The sequence below is a fragment of the Actinoallomurus sp. CA-150999 genome, from assembly GCF_050942425.1.
Lineage (GTDB): Bacteria > Actinomycetota > Actinomycetes > Streptosporangiales > Streptosporangiaceae > Actinoallomurus.
The window spans coordinates 776,211-793,185 of the sequence record NZ_CP192063.1; the positions used below are offsets into that span (position 1 = coordinate 776,211).

16 protein-coding genes are annotated in these 16,975 nt (G+C 64.6%); 5 read left to right on the forward strand and 11 right to left on the reverse strand.

The features are described 5' to 3' along the window. From ACQP2O_RS03805 to ACQP2O_RS03815, 3 genes are read left to right on the forward strand one after another with little or no spacing between them, the layout of a single operon-like run. On the forward strand, positions 1–1,482 hold the full coding sequence (locus ACQP2O_RS03805) for an N-6 DNA methylase (protein ID WP_433190922.1): 1,482 nt from the start codon (positions 1–3) through the stop codon (positions 1,480–1,482). Positions 1,483–1,524: 42 nt separating this feature from the next. Continuing rightward, complete coding sequence (locus ACQP2O_RS03810) at positions 1,525–2,988, forward strand: HsdM family class I SAM-dependent methyltransferase (RefSeq protein WP_433179906.1); 1,464 nt, start codon at positions 1,525–1,527, stop codon at positions 2,986–2,988. After that, positions 2,985–3,623, forward strand: a complete 639-nt coding sequence (locus ACQP2O_RS03815) for a hypothetical protein (RefSeq protein WP_433179908.1) — start codon at positions 2,985–2,987, stop codon at positions 3,621–3,623. Before ACQP2O_RS03810 ends, ACQP2O_RS03815 begins: the two co-directional genes overlap by 4 nt. A gap of 516 nt (positions 3,624–4,139) precedes the next feature. Here ACQP2O_RS03815 and ACQP2O_RS03820 read toward each other — a convergent pair. From ACQP2O_RS03820 to ACQP2O_RS03850, 7 genes are all read right to left on the reverse strand, one after another. Next, a complete protein-coding gene (locus tag ACQP2O_RS03820) occupies positions 4,140–4,871 on the reverse strand; it encodes a DUF6082 family protein (protein WP_433179910.1) in 732 nt (243 codons plus the stop codon). Between the two features lie 24 nt (positions 4,872–4,895). Continuing rightward, positions 4,896–5,498 (reverse strand): DUF6879 family protein, encoded by a 603-nt coding sequence (locus ACQP2O_RS03825; RefSeq protein ID WP_433179912.1) that lies wholly within the window; start codon positions 5,496–5,498, stop codon positions 4,896–4,898. After that, the gene (locus ACQP2O_RS03830; protein ID WP_433179914.1) at positions 5,491–5,760 is read right to left on the reverse strand and encodes a hypothetical protein; all 270 of its coding nucleotides are present in this window, start codon (positions 5,758–5,760) and stop codon (positions 5,491–5,493) included. The genes ACQP2O_RS03825 and ACQP2O_RS03830 overlap by 8 nt, the downstream gene beginning before the upstream one ends. A 247-nt stretch (positions 5,761–6,007) precedes the next feature. Continuing rightward, a complete protein-coding gene (locus tag ACQP2O_RS03835) occupies positions 6,008–6,622 on the reverse strand; it encodes an HNH endonuclease (protein WP_433179916.1) in 615 nt (204 codons plus the stop codon). Further along, the gene (locus ACQP2O_RS03840) at positions 6,619–7,224 is read right to left on the reverse strand and encodes a hypothetical protein (protein ID WP_433179917.1); all 606 of its coding nucleotides are present in this window, start codon (positions 7,222–7,224) and stop codon (positions 6,619–6,621) included. Before ACQP2O_RS03840 ends, ACQP2O_RS03835 begins: the two co-directional genes overlap by 4 nt. Positions 7,225–7,390: 166 nt before the next feature. Beyond that, on the reverse strand, positions 7,391–8,071 hold the full coding sequence (locus ACQP2O_RS03845; RefSeq protein ID WP_433179919.1) for a hypothetical protein: 681 nt from the start codon (positions 8,069–8,071) through the stop codon (positions 7,391–7,393). Then, on the reverse strand, positions 8,068–8,625 hold the full coding sequence (locus ACQP2O_RS03850; protein WP_433179921.1) for a hypothetical protein: 558 nt from the start codon (positions 8,623–8,625) through the stop codon (positions 8,068–8,070). Before ACQP2O_RS03850 ends, ACQP2O_RS03845 begins: the two co-directional genes overlap by 4 nt. Before the next feature lie 765 nt (positions 8,626–9,390). On the opposite strand from ACQP2O_RS03850, the gene ACQP2O_RS03855 reads away from it, so the two are divergent. Next, a complete protein-coding gene (locus tag ACQP2O_RS03855) occupies positions 9,391–10,983 on the forward strand; it encodes a phosphodiester glycosidase family protein (protein WP_433179923.1) in 1,593 nt (530 codons plus the stop codon). A gap of 121 nt (positions 10,984–11,104) precedes the next feature. Here the strand turns inward: ACQP2O_RS03855 and ACQP2O_RS03860 are convergent, their stop codons facing one another. After that, positions 11,105–13,531, reverse strand: a complete 2,427-nt coding sequence (locus ACQP2O_RS03860; protein ID WP_433179925.1) for a lamin tail domain-containing protein — start codon at positions 13,529–13,531, stop codon at positions 11,105–11,107. 325 nt (positions 13,532–13,856) lie between these two features. Further along, on the reverse strand, positions 13,857–14,117 hold the full coding sequence (locus ACQP2O_RS03865) for a hypothetical protein (RefSeq protein ID WP_433179927.1): 261 nt from the start codon (positions 14,115–14,117) through the stop codon (positions 13,857–13,859). Positions 14,118–14,277: 160 nt separating this feature from the next. Between ACQP2O_RS03865 and ACQP2O_RS03870 the strand changes: the two genes are divergently transcribed. Further along, positions 14,278–14,766, forward strand: a complete 489-nt coding sequence (locus ACQP2O_RS03870; RefSeq protein ID WP_433179929.1) for a hypothetical protein — start codon at positions 14,278–14,280, stop codon at positions 14,764–14,766. Between the two features lie 315 nt (positions 14,767–15,081). On the opposite strand, the gene ACQP2O_RS03875 is transcribed toward ACQP2O_RS03870, so the two are convergent. After that, positions 15,082–16,002, reverse strand: coding sequence for a hypothetical protein (locus ACQP2O_RS03875; protein ID WP_433179931.1), 921 nt, complete (start codon positions 16,000–16,002; stop codon positions 15,082–15,084). Positions 16,003–16,052: 50 nt separating this feature from the next. Beyond that, positions 16,053–16,961, reverse strand: a complete 909-nt coding sequence (locus tag ACQP2O_RS03880) for a hypothetical protein (RefSeq protein WP_433179933.1) — start codon at positions 16,959–16,961, stop codon at positions 16,053–16,055. Between the last annotated feature and the right edge of the window lie 14 nt (positions 16,962–16,975).

The following is a 16,975-nucleotide window of genomic DNA, read 5'->3' on the forward strand; positions in this document are numbered from 1 at the left end:
ATGACAGAATCGGCCGACCCGCAGGGGCTGGTCAATCGGCTGTGGAGCTATGCCGAGCTGTTGCGCCACAGCGGGGTTTCGACGTTGGACTACGTCGAGCAGTTGACATATCTGCTGTTCTTGAAGATGGCCGATGAGCGGAAAAACCGTCGGCTCAACGCTGAGACGATCGTGCCAGACGAGCTGGGCTGGCCGAGCTTGATGAACGTGTCGGCCGACGACCTGCTCGACCAGTATGAGGAGATCCTTGACAGACTGGGCAGGCGAAAGGGCATGCTCGGCGCGATCTTCAATGGTGCCAAGAACAAGATCCAGGAGCCGGCGGCCCTGGAGCGGCTGGTCAAGGACCTTATCGGGGCTCATCACTGGTCGAGCGAGGACACCGACATTAAGGGCGACGCCTACGAGGGCCTGCTCCAGCGTGGTGCCGAGGACAGGAAAACAGGGGCCGGGCAGTACTTCACGCCGAGGTCTGTCATCGACACAATGGTCGATTGCATCCTCCCCGGGCCGAAGGACACTGTCTTCGATCCGGCGTGCGGGACTGGAGGCTTCCTCATCGCGGCCCACGCACATGTTGAACGGGTGTACGGCACCGAGCTGGACGCGGACCGGCGCAGGGCGCTCAGTTCCGGGGCGATCCGTGGCGCTGAACTGGTCAGGGAAACCGCCCGTCTGGCCTCGATGAATATGCTGCTGCACGGAATCGGGCATGCCAACGGCGAACAGCTGATCACGGTCGGAGATTCGTTGGCCAAGCCACCCATGACTTACGTGGACGTCGTACTTGCAAACCCTCCTTTCGGAGTGGGTAGTGTGACAGGCGAGAACTACGCCAAATCACGTAGTGACTTCTGGACCGAGACCACCAACAAGCAGCTCAACTTCGTCCAGCACATCTTCACGATGCTGAAACTGAACGGCCGGGCAGCGGTCGTCCTGCCCGATAATGTGCTCTTCGATAGCGGCGCTGGCGAGACCATCCGCCGCCAGCTCTTGGACCGCTGCGACGTGCATACGCTACTGCGGCTGCCGACCGGGATCTTTTACGCTGGCGGTGTGAAGGCCAACGTCCTGTTCTTTGAGAAGAAAGCCGCCCGCGCTGATGGTGCTCCGGCGACCAAGCGGCTCTGGGTGTACGACTTCCGCACCGGCCAGCACTTCACCATGAAGCAGCGCCCGCTCAGGCGTGAGCACCTAGACGACTTCGTCAAGTGCTACCGGCCTGGCGAGCCGCGGGCTAACCGGTACGAGAGCGATCGTTTCAAGGCGTACGAGTACCAAGACCTTACCGCTCGCGACAAGGTCAACTTGGACCTGACCTTCCTCCAGGACGGGGCCGACGAGGTCCTGGAGGATCCGGATGTGATCGCCCAGGAGATCGTGGACGAACTGGAGAGCGCGCTGGCCGAGTTCTCCGCCATCACTGAGTCCCTCCAAGCGCTACGATCTTCTCGTGAGGAATCCGACATGTCTGAATAGTGATGCGCTCGGTCAGGGCCACACGCACTGGAACGTGCGGCCATGGCGGTGGGGATGACCAGCGGGCGAGGACTGTTCGAACCCCTCTGGAAATTCTACGATCAGTACCTCAGTACCAAGGCGTTCTCGGCCTTCGACTTCGCTGAACTAGTCACCTACCTGCTGTTCCTCAAACTTGATGACGAGCGTGGGTCCCGTCCTGCCGCGCTCGCGGTCCGGGTGGTGCCGAAAGGGCTCGGCTGGCCTTCGTTGGAGGGCAAGGCAGGGAAAGAGTTGGAGGACCAGTTCAACAAGACCCTTACAGAATGCGGCAAGTCCACCGCGGATCCCAGGATGGGGATCAGGAGGGCGATCTTCCACGAGGCCAGGTCGCCGGTCAGGAACCCGGCCAAGCTTGCCGAACTCATTAAGGACCATATCGGGGCACGTACCTGGAGCGACCATTTCACCAGCCTGCCGGACATGTATGGGCTGCTACTGGACCAGGCGAGCGGCAACTTCGAGATCAAGACAGGCCAGACATCCACCCCGGTCGCGCTGACGACTGCCGTTCTCGACTGCGTTCAGCCGAAGTCAACCGACACCGTCCTGGACCCGGCTTGCGGCCAGGGGGGCCTCCTGCTGGCGGCGTATGATGTCATGGCAACCGAAGGTGTCCCGTTCAGACTGACCGCGATCAAAGGTGCGGACCTTGACGAGCGGATGGTCCGGCTCGCGACCATGAACCTGCTTCTGCGGACCGGCATGCCCTTCACTGAACCGGCGCCAATCGAGAAGAAGGAGTCGCTGGAGGCTGCCGAGACCACGCTGCCCACGGTGGTCGTCTGCAACCCGCCGTTCCGGAGCACAGCCCCAGAGCCCGCTGCCCGAAGAGACTTCCGCGCCGTTACCTCCAAGTTTCCGCTCAGCTTCCTGCAGCACATTATGCGGGCACTTCCGCTTGGCGGCCGGGCCGCTGTCTTCGTACCCGATAACGTCTTGAACGGCGCTGGAAGCGAGAAGGCCGTACGGCAGTGGCTCTTCGAGCACTGCGACGTGCATACCTTGCTCCGCCTGCCGACCGGGGTCTTCGCCAGGGGTGTCGTTATGGCTAACGTACTGTTCTTCGACAAAGTACGGGTCCGCAGCGACGGACAACCTGCGACGAAAGAGCTGTGGGTCTACGACTTCCGGACCGGCCGTCACTTCGCGGCCAAGGAGAACCCTCTGGTACGGGCCGACCTCGACGACTTCGTCCAGTGCTTCCATGCCGACCAGCGGACACCGACCGATCATTTTAAGCGCTTCAGCTACGCCAAGCTGGAGAAACTTGACTTCAACCTTAACATTAGCTGTGTCTCCAAGGACTCTGTCCCCGACGAACTGCTGTCACCCCGGCAGCTCGCACTGGAGATCGCCGCGGAGCTACGGTCCGCGGCGGAGGAGTTCATTGCCCTCGCAGAGGCGCTGCCCTCGGAGGAAAATGACCCCACCCCCGAGGACGATAATCCCGAGGGGGACCAGTGACACCTGTCTTCCGGCAGTTCGCGGTGAACATCTCCTACGCGCACAACCTCATCACTGGAGGTAGAGCCCTCGAAGGTCTGCAGAGTGTCACTACTTCGGCCTTCGGCGACCTCAACGCCGCCGACCCGGCAGACCTGTACCGCGCGGCCTGGAGCCAAGCAGTCGCTGCACTGGACCACTGGCTGCACGAAGAGATCATCGAGCGGGCGGTCGAGCTAACCGATGATGGCAGCAACGCCCGCCCCAAGAAGCTGAACGCCCTCAAAATGCCGTGGAGCATGGTCGAGCGAAGTCACAAGGAAGAGATCAGAACCGTCTTCCGCGAGTTCCTCGAAGACGAGCTTCGCTTCCGCTCCTTTCACAGCACCGAGTCGATCACCCAAGGTATACAGCTCGTCAACCACTGGTCGCCATCACAGATCTGGAACAGGGTCGGCCAGCTCCGCGGCATGACGGCCGAGGCCGTCAAGTTTCGGCATGACAAGGAAGTCATCATGCGGCGCAACGACATCGCGCACCGCGCGGATCTCGCCCCCGTCCACGGTCGCCAGCCGATGGCTGCGGACGATGCCAAGGACGCCGTCGACTGGATCAACAAGCTGGCCGAAGCCTTGACCGTCGTACTCGATTCGTGAGCTCAGCCTCCCCCTGGTGCCAGCGAACGCGCTTTCCGGGCACCGTAGACAATCTCGTCGCACCATGGCAGCGTCGGAGCCCATGGTGCGGCGAGGACGAAGGTCGAACTCTTTGCCACCTCTCGACGGTCGGGCCGAAGCACGTATTCGGTCGACCGCTGCGTTGACGACCTGTTCGGTATTGCGGTTATCTGGTGCCCGCGTTGGCCAAAGGAGGCCGTCTCTGGAGCGGGGGAGGACACGGGCGTGGGCATCGACCGCACCAGCGGCGGTAGCGCCGACGAGCATGACGGTGCCGATCAGGGCAACGAACAGCCCGACCAGCCTGAGCGCCAGCCGACGCGCGGTCGGCCACAAGAGCAGGCAAAGCCCTCGCACGCCGACGAGGGACGGGCGGAGACGGAGGCTGGCCAGAGACCTCCGGTTGCTCTGCCAGGCGGTGGCGCCACCGCGACCATCAGTCGCCATGCATCGCGGTTGCTGCAGAGTCAGCCGAGATGCGGAGGCTTCCGGTGGTCAAGAGCGGTTGCGGAGGCTCCGATAGAGCAGTGCGCAAGCCGCACCGGCTGCTGCCCATAGCAGGCGCTCTTTCTTGCCGAGTGCACGCTGCGCCTCGGTCGTTCGAACCGGTGGGCTGGGCGTCGCCAGTGGTCGCGCTCGCTTGTACTCCTCGTCGAGGATCTCGTGAAAGCGTCGCTCGCGGCTGCTCGCCGACGTGGAGAGGCGGGCTTCTCGTGCGCTCTTCCAGTATTCGCGCCCGACGCGACCCTGGAACATCTCGTTCGCGATGGCGCGGAGGCGTGCTTCGGGAAGCGCTCTTGTCTCGAACGATAGCGACCATTCGGCAATGATCATGTTCGTGTAGAGCAGTTGCTTACGCGTTCTGGGATCATCAGGTGATGGCACGGGTCCCCAGCACTCGTCGAGGTCGGGGTCCTCCATCGCCATCTTGAGAAGGTCGCCAACGGCCTGGCGTCGAGTCTCTTCCCGAGCGAGCTTGGCCTCTCGTGCCTGATAGCTCAGCGTGACAACGATGCCGACAAGAGCGAGCACCGAGACGATCGCGGACGCCGCGCCGTATGTCTGGCCGATGAAGCTGAACCGCTCCCACTTGTTGGTGGCACCGTGGAAGATACCCAGCGCGATCGGGGAGACGCCGATCAGAGCGATGGCTGACAAGACGATGAGCAGCAGTACGACCGTGGTCAGCCCGCTTCTGATCCTGCGGTTACCGATTCGTTGGCGCATGCCGCTTAATTGTCGTTGTGGTCGCTATCTCGTTGGTAGCAGAGGCTCAACCTCGCGTGCGAAGTACTGCGGGAAGGGTTCCGCCAGTTTCCAGAGCGCCGCGATCTCTTCGATCACCTGACGGATGACGTCTGGGTCGTCGATGCGCCGAGCACCGCACGCCTTCCAGCCCTCGTCGTATCTGACGTGGTAAAGCGCGTGTTCGTCGACCAGGATTTCAGGTATCGGGGCGTCACGTTCCAGGTCGCGAACCTGCTCGGCGTTGAGAACGCGGATCGACGTACCTTCCTCGGCCAGAATCTTGAACCACTGCGTCTCCCACAGGAGATACCGTGACACCGGTCGCTCGACGATGCGCAGACGGCGAAGCTCGCTGCCCTGCCGCGCGTACTTCTCCGTCTCGCTGCGTGCGTCGGCCCGCTCGCTCTCGAACACGGTGAGCACCCGTGACCAGTCGCCGGCGAGGAAGGCCTGCCAGCTGGGATCGTCATCCGGTTCGTGGAAGTACTGGGAGCGCTCGAGCTTCCAGATCGGTCTGGTGACGTGCTCGCTCTCCCGGCGCCGCAGGTCATGGTAGGAGACGACGTCGAGCGTCTTCCCTGGTACTTCTCTTACGCGCTCAAGCATCCGGGATATCCGGTTTGGCGGCACTCAGCATGTTCCGAGGAATGACCACGAGGCGTTCGTCGGCGCCGATCCGGACATCCGGCGGCAAACGATCAGCAAATGCCGTCGTTACGTCGCGGCCAACGATTGCTATGTCGCCGTTGTCGAGTTCCCAGATGTCCGGGCAGTCGTTCGTGGTACGGCTGTTACCTAACTCGGCTGCGGTCTTACCGAGCCGACGTCTGAACTGCGCTTGCGGATCTACTTCCCATGGTCGGGGCACGATCTGCCTCCCTGGCGTGTGGCGGCACTTTCAAGAACTGTCGCAGGCCATGAGGAGCCGGACAAGCTTCTGCCTATGTCCCTCTGCTGCAGCGGCCGGGATGTCGGTTTGCGGCGTGCGGGGGTTCGAGGCGGCGGTTCGCGACTTACGAGTATTTTCCACGGATGGCTTGATGGCGGAGATTCCACCGGCTCGCGTTGCGCAGCCCTCTTGCTGGAGGCTCTGGAGTGCTGCCGTACGGGCGGTCTTACTCCCTGGACGTCTCGGTGGTGTTCCACCGGTCATGCAGATCGCGCGCTGTCCGCGCCAGCAGGGGTATGAGCCGGTGACGACTGCGGCCTCGTGTCTTGACCGCATGGCAGTCGGGGCATAGCGCGATCATCTGGATCGGGTGGTCACGGCCGCCATCGCTGATCTGGTCGACGTGATCGACCTCCAGGACCGGCTCTCCATGATCGTTGACGTCCGGAGCTGGGCGGCCACATTCCGGATTCTCGCAGCGACCTTGGCTGCGGATCAGGACCGCGCGACGGGCGAGGCTGAGGCGGATCAGGTCGCTGGCGATCCTGGTGCGGCGCCGCCCGTACGTTGCGGCCTCCTGGCGCGCGACCGAGTCGCACCAACGGGCGTATTCGGCTTTGGGATCGACCGTTGCACGGCCAAGAGTGTCCTCATCGGTGGCGACGTCTTGGTCGTACAGGCCGACGGCGGTGAGTAGTCCGCTCTCGTCGAAGTCGTCGAAGAACCGTGCTGCGATGGCCTCGACCATCTGGATTCGTGCGTGGCCGGATTCGCGGGCGAGAACATAGATTCGCTCTGGCAGGCCGCCGTCGGATGCATGTTCGGCGAACCAGGCCTTCACTGCGCTGTCTCCATGGGCGCGCGGGACGTCGGCCTGGCCAGGCAGGTCCCAGAGGCCCGCATGACGGAGGCGGCGATCGGGTAGTCGGGGCGGCCTTGGCGGCGTTCGCCGTCTCGGCGGTGCGTCTCCAGCAATGGGGTCAGTGCGGCGACGGTGTCGGCCCATCCCAGGAGGCGGTCGTGGCCGGCGCGGGCGCGGCCGATCGCCCACAAGAGGACGACGGCCCGTTTCAGCATCGGCTTGCCGCCGACCGAGGCGCGGCGCAGGTCGCCGACGGCCAACGTAATCTCGTCCATGGTCTGGAGGCCGATCGGGTCGGCGTCGGGCTCGCTGGTCACGTCGAAGCCGAGGCGCCGCAGAACCGTCACCGCGTGGCCGATACCGCCGGAGAACTCTTTCGCCGCCAGGGGAGACCGGCCAGGCAGGCGGCCGTGGGCGACTCCCGCGATGGCCTTGGAGTCGTAGCGCGCTCCTTCGTACCGGAGCCAGTACCGCCGGGAGGAGTCGAACCCGTACTTCTCCAGGAAGGCGTCCCGGCCCAGGCGGTCGAATTCGGCAATCGCGGCGAGGACTGCTTCGCGCGTGATGTCGGTGAGCGCCATGATCGCACCGTACGCCCGCTATGCGACAGATGTGGCGCCAGCAGGACGTCAGAGCGCAGCCCGCGTGTGCCTTGCCACGTAACTGACCCTGATGGAGACCCGGCGACGGGCCAGCGGGCACGATGGTTGTAGGAGCGAGTCCTTTGGAGAGGGACGTTGCTACCCTTCAAATCACCACTGACGGAGTGTGCTTACTTAGGAATTTCCTAAATGATTTTCGGATTTCCGCTTGCAGGTACTCTGTCTGTGAGGAGCTTGGAACGACGTCTCGCTCATAGCCGCGTTTTCGTGCAGCGAGGTATCTTACTATGCTCGGAGATCCGATATTGGAAACAAATAGTTCATCCTGGGTTCGAATGTCAGCCCGCAAACCCTCGAAATTCCGAGCGAGTCCGATGTCCAGAGTTGATGTATAGTACTTGCACTCAACGATAAGTAGACACTGGCTTCCGCGTGGCGCGATGCGCTGGACTCGACTTAGCTCAGCCTCTTCGGCCGGCAGGACTAGGACATCGCACTCGTGAAGAACGCCAGACGTTCCCTGAACGCGAACTCCGAGATGAACCTCGAGTGGAGGTGCGCCGTTGAACTCGATAAGGGCATGCGTGAAGGGTTGGCTGTCTCCATAGAGCTGACCCGGGCTAGTTCGAAAGACTAGCTTGTTAACTTTCGTGCCGTAAACATCTTCATAAGAAACGCTGGCACCGTTCCTGCTTGCAGTACTCACGATCAGCGAAAATATGTAACCCTCATATACATCTGATAGGTCAGCTGTCGATCTGTAGGGTGCTGAACCTATAGTAAGTAGACTCTTGATCTCGTCAAGAAGATCGCTGATCGTACTCAACCTCGCACCTCGCGAATTGCATCAGCCAGCAGGCCTCGGATTCGATTACGAGACTCTTGGGGTACTCGATCGTTCTTTATGGCAAGACTTTCGCGACGGCGGGCGCTTTCATCGGGTTCGAAGCTAGTATCCTCGACCTCCACTCTCATTCCTTCGTCGGTGTCTGGCGGAGTCGCCAACGTTTTAGTGATCTCACCTTCAATATCAGGAACCTCGATAAGAACTCGCCGGAGTGCGTCGAGGAGTAGTTCCAGTCGCTCTTGGTCTGTCATAGCTCGAGTTGTAATGACAAGCGTCCCTCGCTTGCGCGATGACTCATATTCGTCGCCGCTGAGCTGTTCACGATCAAGCGTTACGTATTCAGCCGCTGCGGCTCTAGGGCTCATAGGCTGGCGGTGAGGCCCCCCTCTTTGAGTCTGGCGACGGAGAATCCTCTCCTCAGGGACGCCAGCTGCGATAGCGGCATCAACCTCATCGAGCACCCACTCGAGACCAGTATCGGTCAAGGTATTTCGTATATCCTGCTCGGCGCGGCGCATCTCGAACTGGTTCACTTTTTCCTCCAAGTCTGAGCTATCTGGAGGGCAGCGAGCGCGCAAAACCTAGGAATAGCGACGCCGCTTCGCCCGACTGTTGCCCAACGAAGGTCAGATCGAAGGAGAGTCTAGTTCGTCAGCCCGGTACTGTCGCCTGAATCCGAGCTTCGCCTAAGTACTTGGCCACGGGTGGCCAGCGCAAGGTGCTCATTGCGACTACTCGGCTCGTTAGCGGCCTTGGCTGGCCGAGATGTCAAGAAGTCGAACACGTCAGCGTGGGCGGCTACGGTGGTTACCGTGACGAAGTGCCCTACAGGATCTATCCGGAACCGCGACGGTGACTCTGGTACTTCAGCGACACTTCGTGATCTGGCGGTGAGGGGAGTCTTCGCCTGTAATGGCATTATCGAGCGAGTTGTTGGCGTTGGCGCCATTGAGACCAGTGGATGATGCTGCTGATCGCACCGTGTGATTGGGATGACGAATGTGTTCAGCAGGCGGCGGATCTCCGGGACGGTCATCGGCTGAGTCCGGTTTCCGATGGCGGCCGTGGTGGCTGAGGTGAGTGCAGCCCGGTAGGCCAGGGCGAGCATCGCCAAGGTGATGAACCGGTGCCAGGCGGTCCAGGTCGTTCCCTCGGCTCGATGTACCGCGAAGCCGGCCCTCCCGCTGCAGCTTTAAGACGTAGTTCACCTGGTGGTGGGCTGTTCATTCCCCACCGAGAGGGCCGGAGCGGTCGACTATCCGGCGAATAATCCACATATGTCTACACGGAGGTCGTCCATGGCGCGTCCCAGATGGATTGTCGCGGGCATGGCCCTGCTCACCGCGTCCGCGACAGCGGTCGCCGGACCGGCGACGGCGGCCACGCCGTCGGGCGCGAACGCGCTGCCATGGAAATCAGCGACGGTGACGTGGACGTCCACGTCGCCCGTTCCAGGGGTGGAGGTCCGCACCGCGTCGGTCTTCGTACCGCAGGCGCGTCCCGTGTGGACCGTGACCGTGCAGGCTCCGGCCGTGAACCGGCTGACCGGTGCCGCTACCTGGGCGGAGCTTGGAGACGCCCAGTGGGCCGCCAAGACCGTCGCGCAGCTGGCCGCGGCGGGGATCGACGCACGCACCGAGCAGGTGCCGTGGCCCGCCTTCTCCGACACCCCACATGGCACCGAGGGGTACCGCGTGCGCGTCGGCGGGTTCGCCGCCCAGGCGGACGCACAGCGGCAGGCGGCTGCGGTCACCGCCGCCGGCCTGCACCCGGCCGTCGAATGGACCGGCTACGACGTCGACCAGGCGCCCGACCGGGAGAGCATCCACGTCGGCGTCGTGGACCCCGCGCGGTTCCACGGAAGCGTCGTCGCCAGCCACGGCAGCGCGGTCGCCGGGCGGGTGACGACATCCGCGCAGGCCCGCGCGGCCGGCTCCGTCCTCGCGGTCAACGGTGGCTTCTTCATCACCTCCGACGCCGACGGCGTCCAGGGGACGCAGTCGGGTCTCGCCGCCTACGGTGGCACTCTCGACGCCCAGTCCGCCGGCGCCCGGGCCGCGCTGATCCTGCAGAACGACGGCCACCGTAGCCGCGTCGCGAACCTCGTCTCGCGCGCGAGTGTCCGCGACGGCGCGGCGTCGTACGCGATCAATGGCATCAACCGGGTGCCGGGCAAGGTCCGTGACTGCGGTCGGCCGGGAGTGTCACCGACCGAACTGCCGCGTCAGGATTTCACCTGCACCAGCGCCGACGACCTCGTGCTGTTCACCCCTCACTTCGGGGCGAACCTGCCCACCGGGGCCGGCACGCAGGCCGTGCTCGACCACGGCGGCCGGGTGGTCGGCGTGGGGACGGGCGGCGGTACGGTCCCGGCCGGGGGATCGGTGCTCCAGGGGATCGGGACGGCCGCGACGTGGCTGAAGGCTCACGCTGTCGTCGGGCGGCGGCTGGCCGTCGACGAGCGGGTACGCGACTCCTCCGGGAAGGCCGTGCCGTTGGCCGGCAAGACCGGCATCGTGAGCGCCGGGCCGATTCTCGTACGCGACAGGCGCCTGGCGATCGACGCCGCCACTGAGGGGTTCGTGGATCCGGCGGATCTGTCCTTCGGCTACGCCTGGGCGGAACAACGCCAGCCCCGGACCCTCGCGGGCACGGACGCCCGGGGGCGGCTCATCCTCGTCACCGTCGACGGCCGCCAGCCGGGTGTCAGCGAAGGTGTGACGATCCAGGAGGCCGCCGAGCTGATGCGCGGGCTCGGCGCGGTGAACGCGCTGAACCTCGACGGCGGAGGGTCGACGGCGATGGCGGTCAACGGCGCTCTGGTGAACAAGCCGTCCGATGCAACCGGCGAACGCGCTGTCGGCGACACCGTGCAGGTTCTCCCGCGCTGATCCGTCCGAGCGCGTCACCTGCGTGACCACGATCGGCGACTGACCGAAGAGCGAAAGCAGCGGCGGTCACCTCGGCCTTGGAGCCGAGGTGACCGCCGCGTGCGTTACGAGGTCGGCCTGGTTACGGCTTCAGCCGTACGACCTGGGGGTCGTGGTCGCTCGTCTGGTTCGTGTACTCGGCGTTGACGTGGACCACCTGGTACTGCACGCCGTGCGTGCGCGGCGTCACCAGGATGTGGTCGAGCACCTCCGAGATACCGCTGTAAACGTAGGTGTACCGCTCGTTCACCGGGAGCGTGGCGATCAGGTCGGTCAGGATCGGCGTGCCGTGCCCGCTGGTGGACCCCGTCTTCAGCGCCGCGAGCGCGGGGCTGAACTGGTAGTCGTTCAGGTCGCCGAGCACGACCACGTCGGACTCCTTGTCCACCTTCAGGATCCGCTGGACGAAGGCGTGCACCGCCGTCGCCTGGGCTGCGCGCTGCACCGCCGACGACTGCGCCGGGTACTGATAGCGGCCGTCCGCGTTCTGGTCGCCGAGCTTGGAGGCGAAGTGGTTCGCGATGACGAACACCGGCTTGTTCCGGAACCGGAACTCGCCCGCGAGCGGCTTGCGGCTGGAGTTCCAGGCCGTGTTGGCCGGGTCGATCCGGCCCGGCGACAGCGTCAGGGCGGGCTTGCCCTTGAGCCTCTCGACGGACGTCGGGGTGGTCGAGCGGTCGACCGACGAGGCGCCCCGGTCGATGAACGACACGCGCGCCGGGTTGAACAGGTACACCACCCGGATGTTGCCGCCGGGCTGACCGCCGTCCTTGTCGTTCACCGGGTCGATCTCGCGCCAGTCGTACTTCGGGCCGCCCGCCGCGACGATCGCCGCGGTCAGCTTGGTCAGGGTCTTGTCGGCCGCGACCACGCCGTCGTCGGTGGCGCCGGTGTTGTCCTGTACTTCCTCGACCGCGATGATGTCGGGCTTGGCGAGGTTCTTCACGACTCCCTCGGCGAGCCGTGCGTACTTCGTGTCGGGGTCGCCGGGCGCGAGGTTCTCGACGTTGTACGTCGCGACCGCGAGCTGCTTGCTGCTCTGCGGTTTGGCGACGACGGGCGGCAGGTTCTTGTGCTGGACAGTGCCGACCTGCGTCGCGGCGATCGTGTAGCCGCCGAACTGGGAGTAGTCGACCGGGCCCGCGGTCGCGCCCTGGAGGACGTCGCCGACTGAGACGCCGGGGTTGCTGCCGTTCGCGGGCACGACCTCGATGCGGCCGGAGGGCACGGCGTTCTCGGCGAGGAGTTCGGTGCCACCGCGGTACGTCGTCGCTTGCGCCGGCTTCGTGGTGACGAACTGTTCACCGTAGCTGTTGGACGGGCCGATCACCCGGGCGTCGTCGACCTGCACCCGCATGCCCTCGCGCGACTCCCAGAAGTCGAGGGCCGAACGGGCCGGGTCGATCTGCGTCGACTCGATGTTGGCGCCGCCGAGGTCCGGGGCGTACTTGGCGGGGACCGTGTCCGGCTTGATGACCTCGGCCGCCGGCAGCGCGTTGCCGTGGGAGAGCACGGACGCGGTCGAGCCGCTGATCTCGGTCACCGACAGGTTGGAGGTCTTCTCGACCGTGTCGCCGCTGGACAGCGGGTAGTAGTCCTTGACGGTGCCCGAGACGAGCACGGAGTCGCCCACCGCCACGCCCGGCGAGGAGCTGTAGACGAAGATGCCCTCGCTGGTGGCCGGGCTCGCGTCCGGGGTCGGGTCTTGGATCCAGTAGCCCTTGCTGCTGCCCGCCGACCGGATCGCGGTGACGATGCCGGGCACGTTGGTGACCTTCTCACCGTTGTGCGGCGAGAGCCAGCTCGCGCCCTGGATGTCGTGGATGCGCAGCGGACCGGGCTCACCGCCGCCACCGCCGCCGCCTCCGCTCCCGGCGTTCGCGGCGCCGGGCGTCGGGTCGCCGGCGCCGAAGTCGGCGGAGTTGTCGTCGCTGTCCGCCTTGCTGCTTCGCTGTACGGAGGCGGTGTTGGACGCGCCCGCCGCCGGTGCCGTCTCGTTGAGCGCCGCGGTGCCGTAGCCGACGAGGTCGGCCGAGGCGCTCTGGCACGCCGCCGAGTCCGCGCAGGTCAGCGCGGTGGTGTCGTGGACCAGGGCGATCGTGCCGGCGGTGGCGGACATCGCGATGGTTCCGGTGGCCTGCGTCGCCGGCAGCGCCTGCGTACCGCCCGCGCCCTTCGCCTCACCGACGAGGTAGAAGCCGCCCGGCGCGATCGAGCCGCTCAGCGGGGTGACCTGCCAGGCGCCGGTCGCGCCGCCGGAGTGGTACTGGACCGACCAGCCGTCCAGGCTGACGGCCGCGTCGCTCCGGTTGGTGAGCTCGACGAAGTCGTTGGTGTAGGCGGCGCCGGAGTTCCCCCCGCCGCCGTACACCTCATTGACCACTACGGACGTCGCCGGTGTCGCGGACGCCGGTGAGTCGCCGACGGCGACCAGGGTGGCGAGCGCCAGGCCGCCGACCGCGGCACCCGCGATCGCCCTCGTACGGCCGGACAAGACATGGACGTGCAAAAGATCCTCCGATGACCGTTTTGTGTCGGCACCATAATGGTGGTGGAACGGCCGCGAGGAAATGGCGCGCGAGCGTATTTCTCGCGAACGGATCGTCGACTCTCGCCGGTGCGCACGAGCGTAGAGTCTTCGTCCGAAGAATCAGCCCGGAAACTATTCAACGCAAAGTGATCAGATGGTCACGGAAACGGCCGGTGGCGGCTGATTCCACCAAGTCGATGTCACGGGAATCGGTGGGTTCTGCCGACCCGGCGACGGACTCGACGGCGTGACCAGAAGCGGCCGAAGGCCGGACCCGGTCGGGGTCCGGCCCTCAGTCCTGGAGTCAACCCTCTGCGCGGATCTCCGCACCGACCTGATCGGTCAGCTTCCACCGGATCTCAGGACCAGGAGGGGCGGGCCAGAGGGTGATCTGGTGCTCCTCCACCATCTCCTCGTCGGCGGACGGGTCCACGAACCGCGCAGCCAGACGTACGGAGATCTCCGTCACCGACCAGGGCGGCCCGGCCGAGCCGTCGATCGCCCACCCCGAACTGCGGCGGCACGCACCGACCGTATTGACGATGGCCGCGACCGCCCTGGACACCCTGTGTGCGCGGCAACGACGTTGTGTGGCCTGGTGGCTGACCGGCGGCAACTACGCCGGCCTGGCCGTGGTCTGCTGCCCGAACCGAGATCCCCACGCGCGCGCTGACCGCTTGGCCGGCGTTGAACCCGGATGCCGAACGGGTGCGTAGGGTGGCGCCGTGACGGAGACAAAGGCCACGGGCTACGACTGCCTGTCATCTCGCCTGGTCCCGGAGATCGAGCTGCGGACGTTCCTGCTGGATTGTTTCGAGATCGCCGAGCACGAGTTGTTCCTTGGACATGCCGATCGCGTTGCCGACGATTTGGAGGACGTTCCGCGGGACGTGGTGTTCGCCGCGTTCTGCACGTACGAGCAACAGGTGTCCGGGCACTTCGCGATGAGCTTCGGTGTCGGCATCGAGGGCCGTCTTGTCGACCGGGTCGGCCGCCAGGAGTTCGCTGAACGGTTCGCCGCGCACTTCGATGTATACGTGCTGTACGGCGGTACCGAGCCGCGAGGACTGTGGACGGTGATCCTCCCGGACGGCAGCCTTCTCTGGGCCGACACGGAGGGGGACGACGACCGGTGCGTGCTCTATGTGGCCACCGCGCCAGTGCCAGGACTGCCCGAGGTCCGCGTGGACGAGAGTCTCTGGCAGCGCCAATGAGCCTCCGCCGGCTCCTGGTAGCTGAGAGTGTTGAAGTAACTCTGCAGTCTGATCACTGTGTCAGCAGGTTCTCAGGGAAGAGCAGGTCCAGGACGAGTTCGAGGGCCGATTCTTCTAGACGGAGATGTTGAGGGCGGTCATGGCGGGGGCCGTTCCGGGCCCAGATCGCGTCGACGGGTGGGCCGGTCTCAAACCGGGAGAAGGCGACGGTAATCCGGCTGTGGTCCTCGCCCGATGGGCCCGAGGAAGGCGTACGGAGAGCCACCCTGCACTCGATGAAGCGTCACCGAGTTACGGGCTCCCGTAGGCGCGCTTTCATCGCGCCAGCTTCGAGATGATCGCTCGCACCATCGATATGGCTTGATCACGACTCTGGCCATAGGGCAGCCGTGTTCCCTGCAGCGGACTGTGGCCCGCAGCACTCACCGGGTAGTCGGCCCCACGCCAGTTGATGATGATGCGTACGTTACGAAACCGGCACTCCACCACTGAGCCGCCTACATCATAAGTGGTCTCGTTCTGCTCCATGGCTGACGGAGACTTGAAGCGCTGCTGTATTACCGGAACTGAGAACGCGTCGTCCCCCAGGTTCCCCAAAGTCTCGAAGCGCCCCGTTTTCCCAGCGAAAATCTGGACAGAGCCTTCGGCTTCCGGGGGTGAATATCCAGCGCATCGCTCCTTGTTCTGCCCTGTACATCCGGCCTGATCAGATCTCAAGGCAGCGCTCGCCTTGTTATTGGACGAGTACCTGATGATTTCCATTCGCAAGGCGCGTGCGCTCGACTCGCTGAAGGTGCCCCATATGTAGAGCTGATCGTCGATATTGAAACCGGGCGGCGTATTGGCTCCCGGGCCTTCCCACCTGACTCCCGGCGGTACTGCGGCCTTGATGGTCGAATACAAAACCGGAAGTCCTAGGATCTGACCGGACTGCGCAAGACTGACCGTTCCAGGGCCCGGCGGAACGGCGAGAGCCGTCGACGTCGCCCGCGGTGATGCGTCACTCGATGGACGTGACGAGACATCGGGCCACAGCGCCCAGAGGAGCCCACCGCCAGCGAGGATCACCGCAGCGCCGGTCAGGGCCCATGCCCGCCTGCCTTTCGGCGGTCGGCGCGCCGCCGCGCCGGGCACACGATTGCGCGACGCGCCAGAGCCGCTATGTCGCGGTGCCTGTTCTTCCTCCTGCGGAGGCTCGAAGCCAGGTTTGCGTGAGGACGTGTCGTCCGACGTCATACGTTTCCCCTAGACCGGCTCGGCCACTAGGACAGCGCCCGTTCGGCATCCTAACCGGCCAACGCGGCTATTCCGATCTCGCCTCCGATATCCTCGATGACGGGCCCTACCGTACTCATGATACCTGGAAGGTTCTTTGCGCCCTTGAGGTCTCCGATGATCGTGCTGATCTTCTGGGCGTCTCCACCCACCTTTGAGACATCGCTGAGCGCCGACTTCAGGCTCTTTCCTGAGGTGCCGAGCTCACCCGCCTCCTTTTTCAGCTCGGCCTTGAGACGCGCGATCGCTACAGCATCGCTCTTCTGCTGATCAGCTGTCAGCAGGCCGTTCGGGTCGAGAGACCCGGGTTTGCCGCTTTCTCCGCTGTAGTAGTTCAGCCCGCTCATCAGGGCCGCTCCGAGGGCGACCAGCTCACTAGCGGCCTTGGAGCGCGCTCGCTGGGCGTTGATACGAGCCTTGTCGATCAATGCTTGAAGTTGGAGGTAAACGCTTGTCGGCGTTCCCGGGACCGTGGCGATCTCGGTGGCCTTACCGTCGGGCTCCACCTGCACGTAGCCCGCATTGACCCCCTTATCTACCTGCTGCTCCACCAGATACTCGGTCTTGGCAAGCCGCTCGGCCAACCTGTCGAGGACGCCGGCGATCGAGACGATGGCACGGTTCGTTCCGTTCATCATCACTGCGTCCTGCCCGAAACTTGCCTTGAACAGTGTCGCTGTTTCGCCGTGCCACCTCTCGTGGTCAGCGGCTATCAGCGAATCGACACATCGGGCAAGTGCCGAGACTTCAGTGTTACAGCCATCCGCAAATTTGTAGAGCTGGCTCGCCAGAGCTTGGATGCCCGCGAAATCTCCGGTGATGAAGTTCCCCCATGTCAGCGGGAGCGTCGGCCTAGCGGTGGGGGCGACAGCCTGCGGGAGCTTGCCGATCGGCGTTGGCTCCGGATCTGGATTATCCATTACGACGTGCCCCG

Coding starts and splice junctions, on each gene's coding strand:
- ACQP2O_RS03825 (WP_433179912.1), bottom strand. CDS start 5,498: ATGCTTGAGCGCGTAAGAGAAGTACCAGGGAAGACGCTCGACGTCGTC.
- ACQP2O_RS03805 (WP_433190922.1), top strand. CDS start 1: ATGACAGAATCGGCCGACCCGCAGGGGCTGGTCAATCGGCTGTGGAGC.
- ACQP2O_RS03820 (WP_433179910.1), bottom strand. CDS start 4,871: ATGCGCCAACGAATCGGTAACCGCAGGATCAGAAGCGGGCTGACCACG.
- ACQP2O_RS03840 (WP_433179917.1), bottom strand. CDS start 7,224: ATGGCGCTCACCGACATCACGCGCGAAGCAGTCCTCGCCGCGATTGCC.
- ACQP2O_RS03880 (WP_433179933.1), bottom strand. CDS start 16,961: ATGGATAATCCAGATCCGGAGCCAACGCCGATCGGCAAGCTCCCGCAG.
- ACQP2O_RS03855 (WP_433179923.1), top strand. CDS start 9,391: ATGGCGCGTCCCAGATGGATTGTCGCGGGCATGGCCCTGCTCACCGCG.
- ACQP2O_RS03875 (WP_433179931.1), bottom strand. CDS start 16,002: ATGACGTCGGACGACACGTCCTCACGCAAACCTGGCTTCGAGCCTCCG.
- ACQP2O_RS03810 (WP_433179906.1), top strand. CDS start 1,525: ATGGCGGTGGGGATGACCAGCGGGCGAGGACTGTTCGAACCCCTCTGG.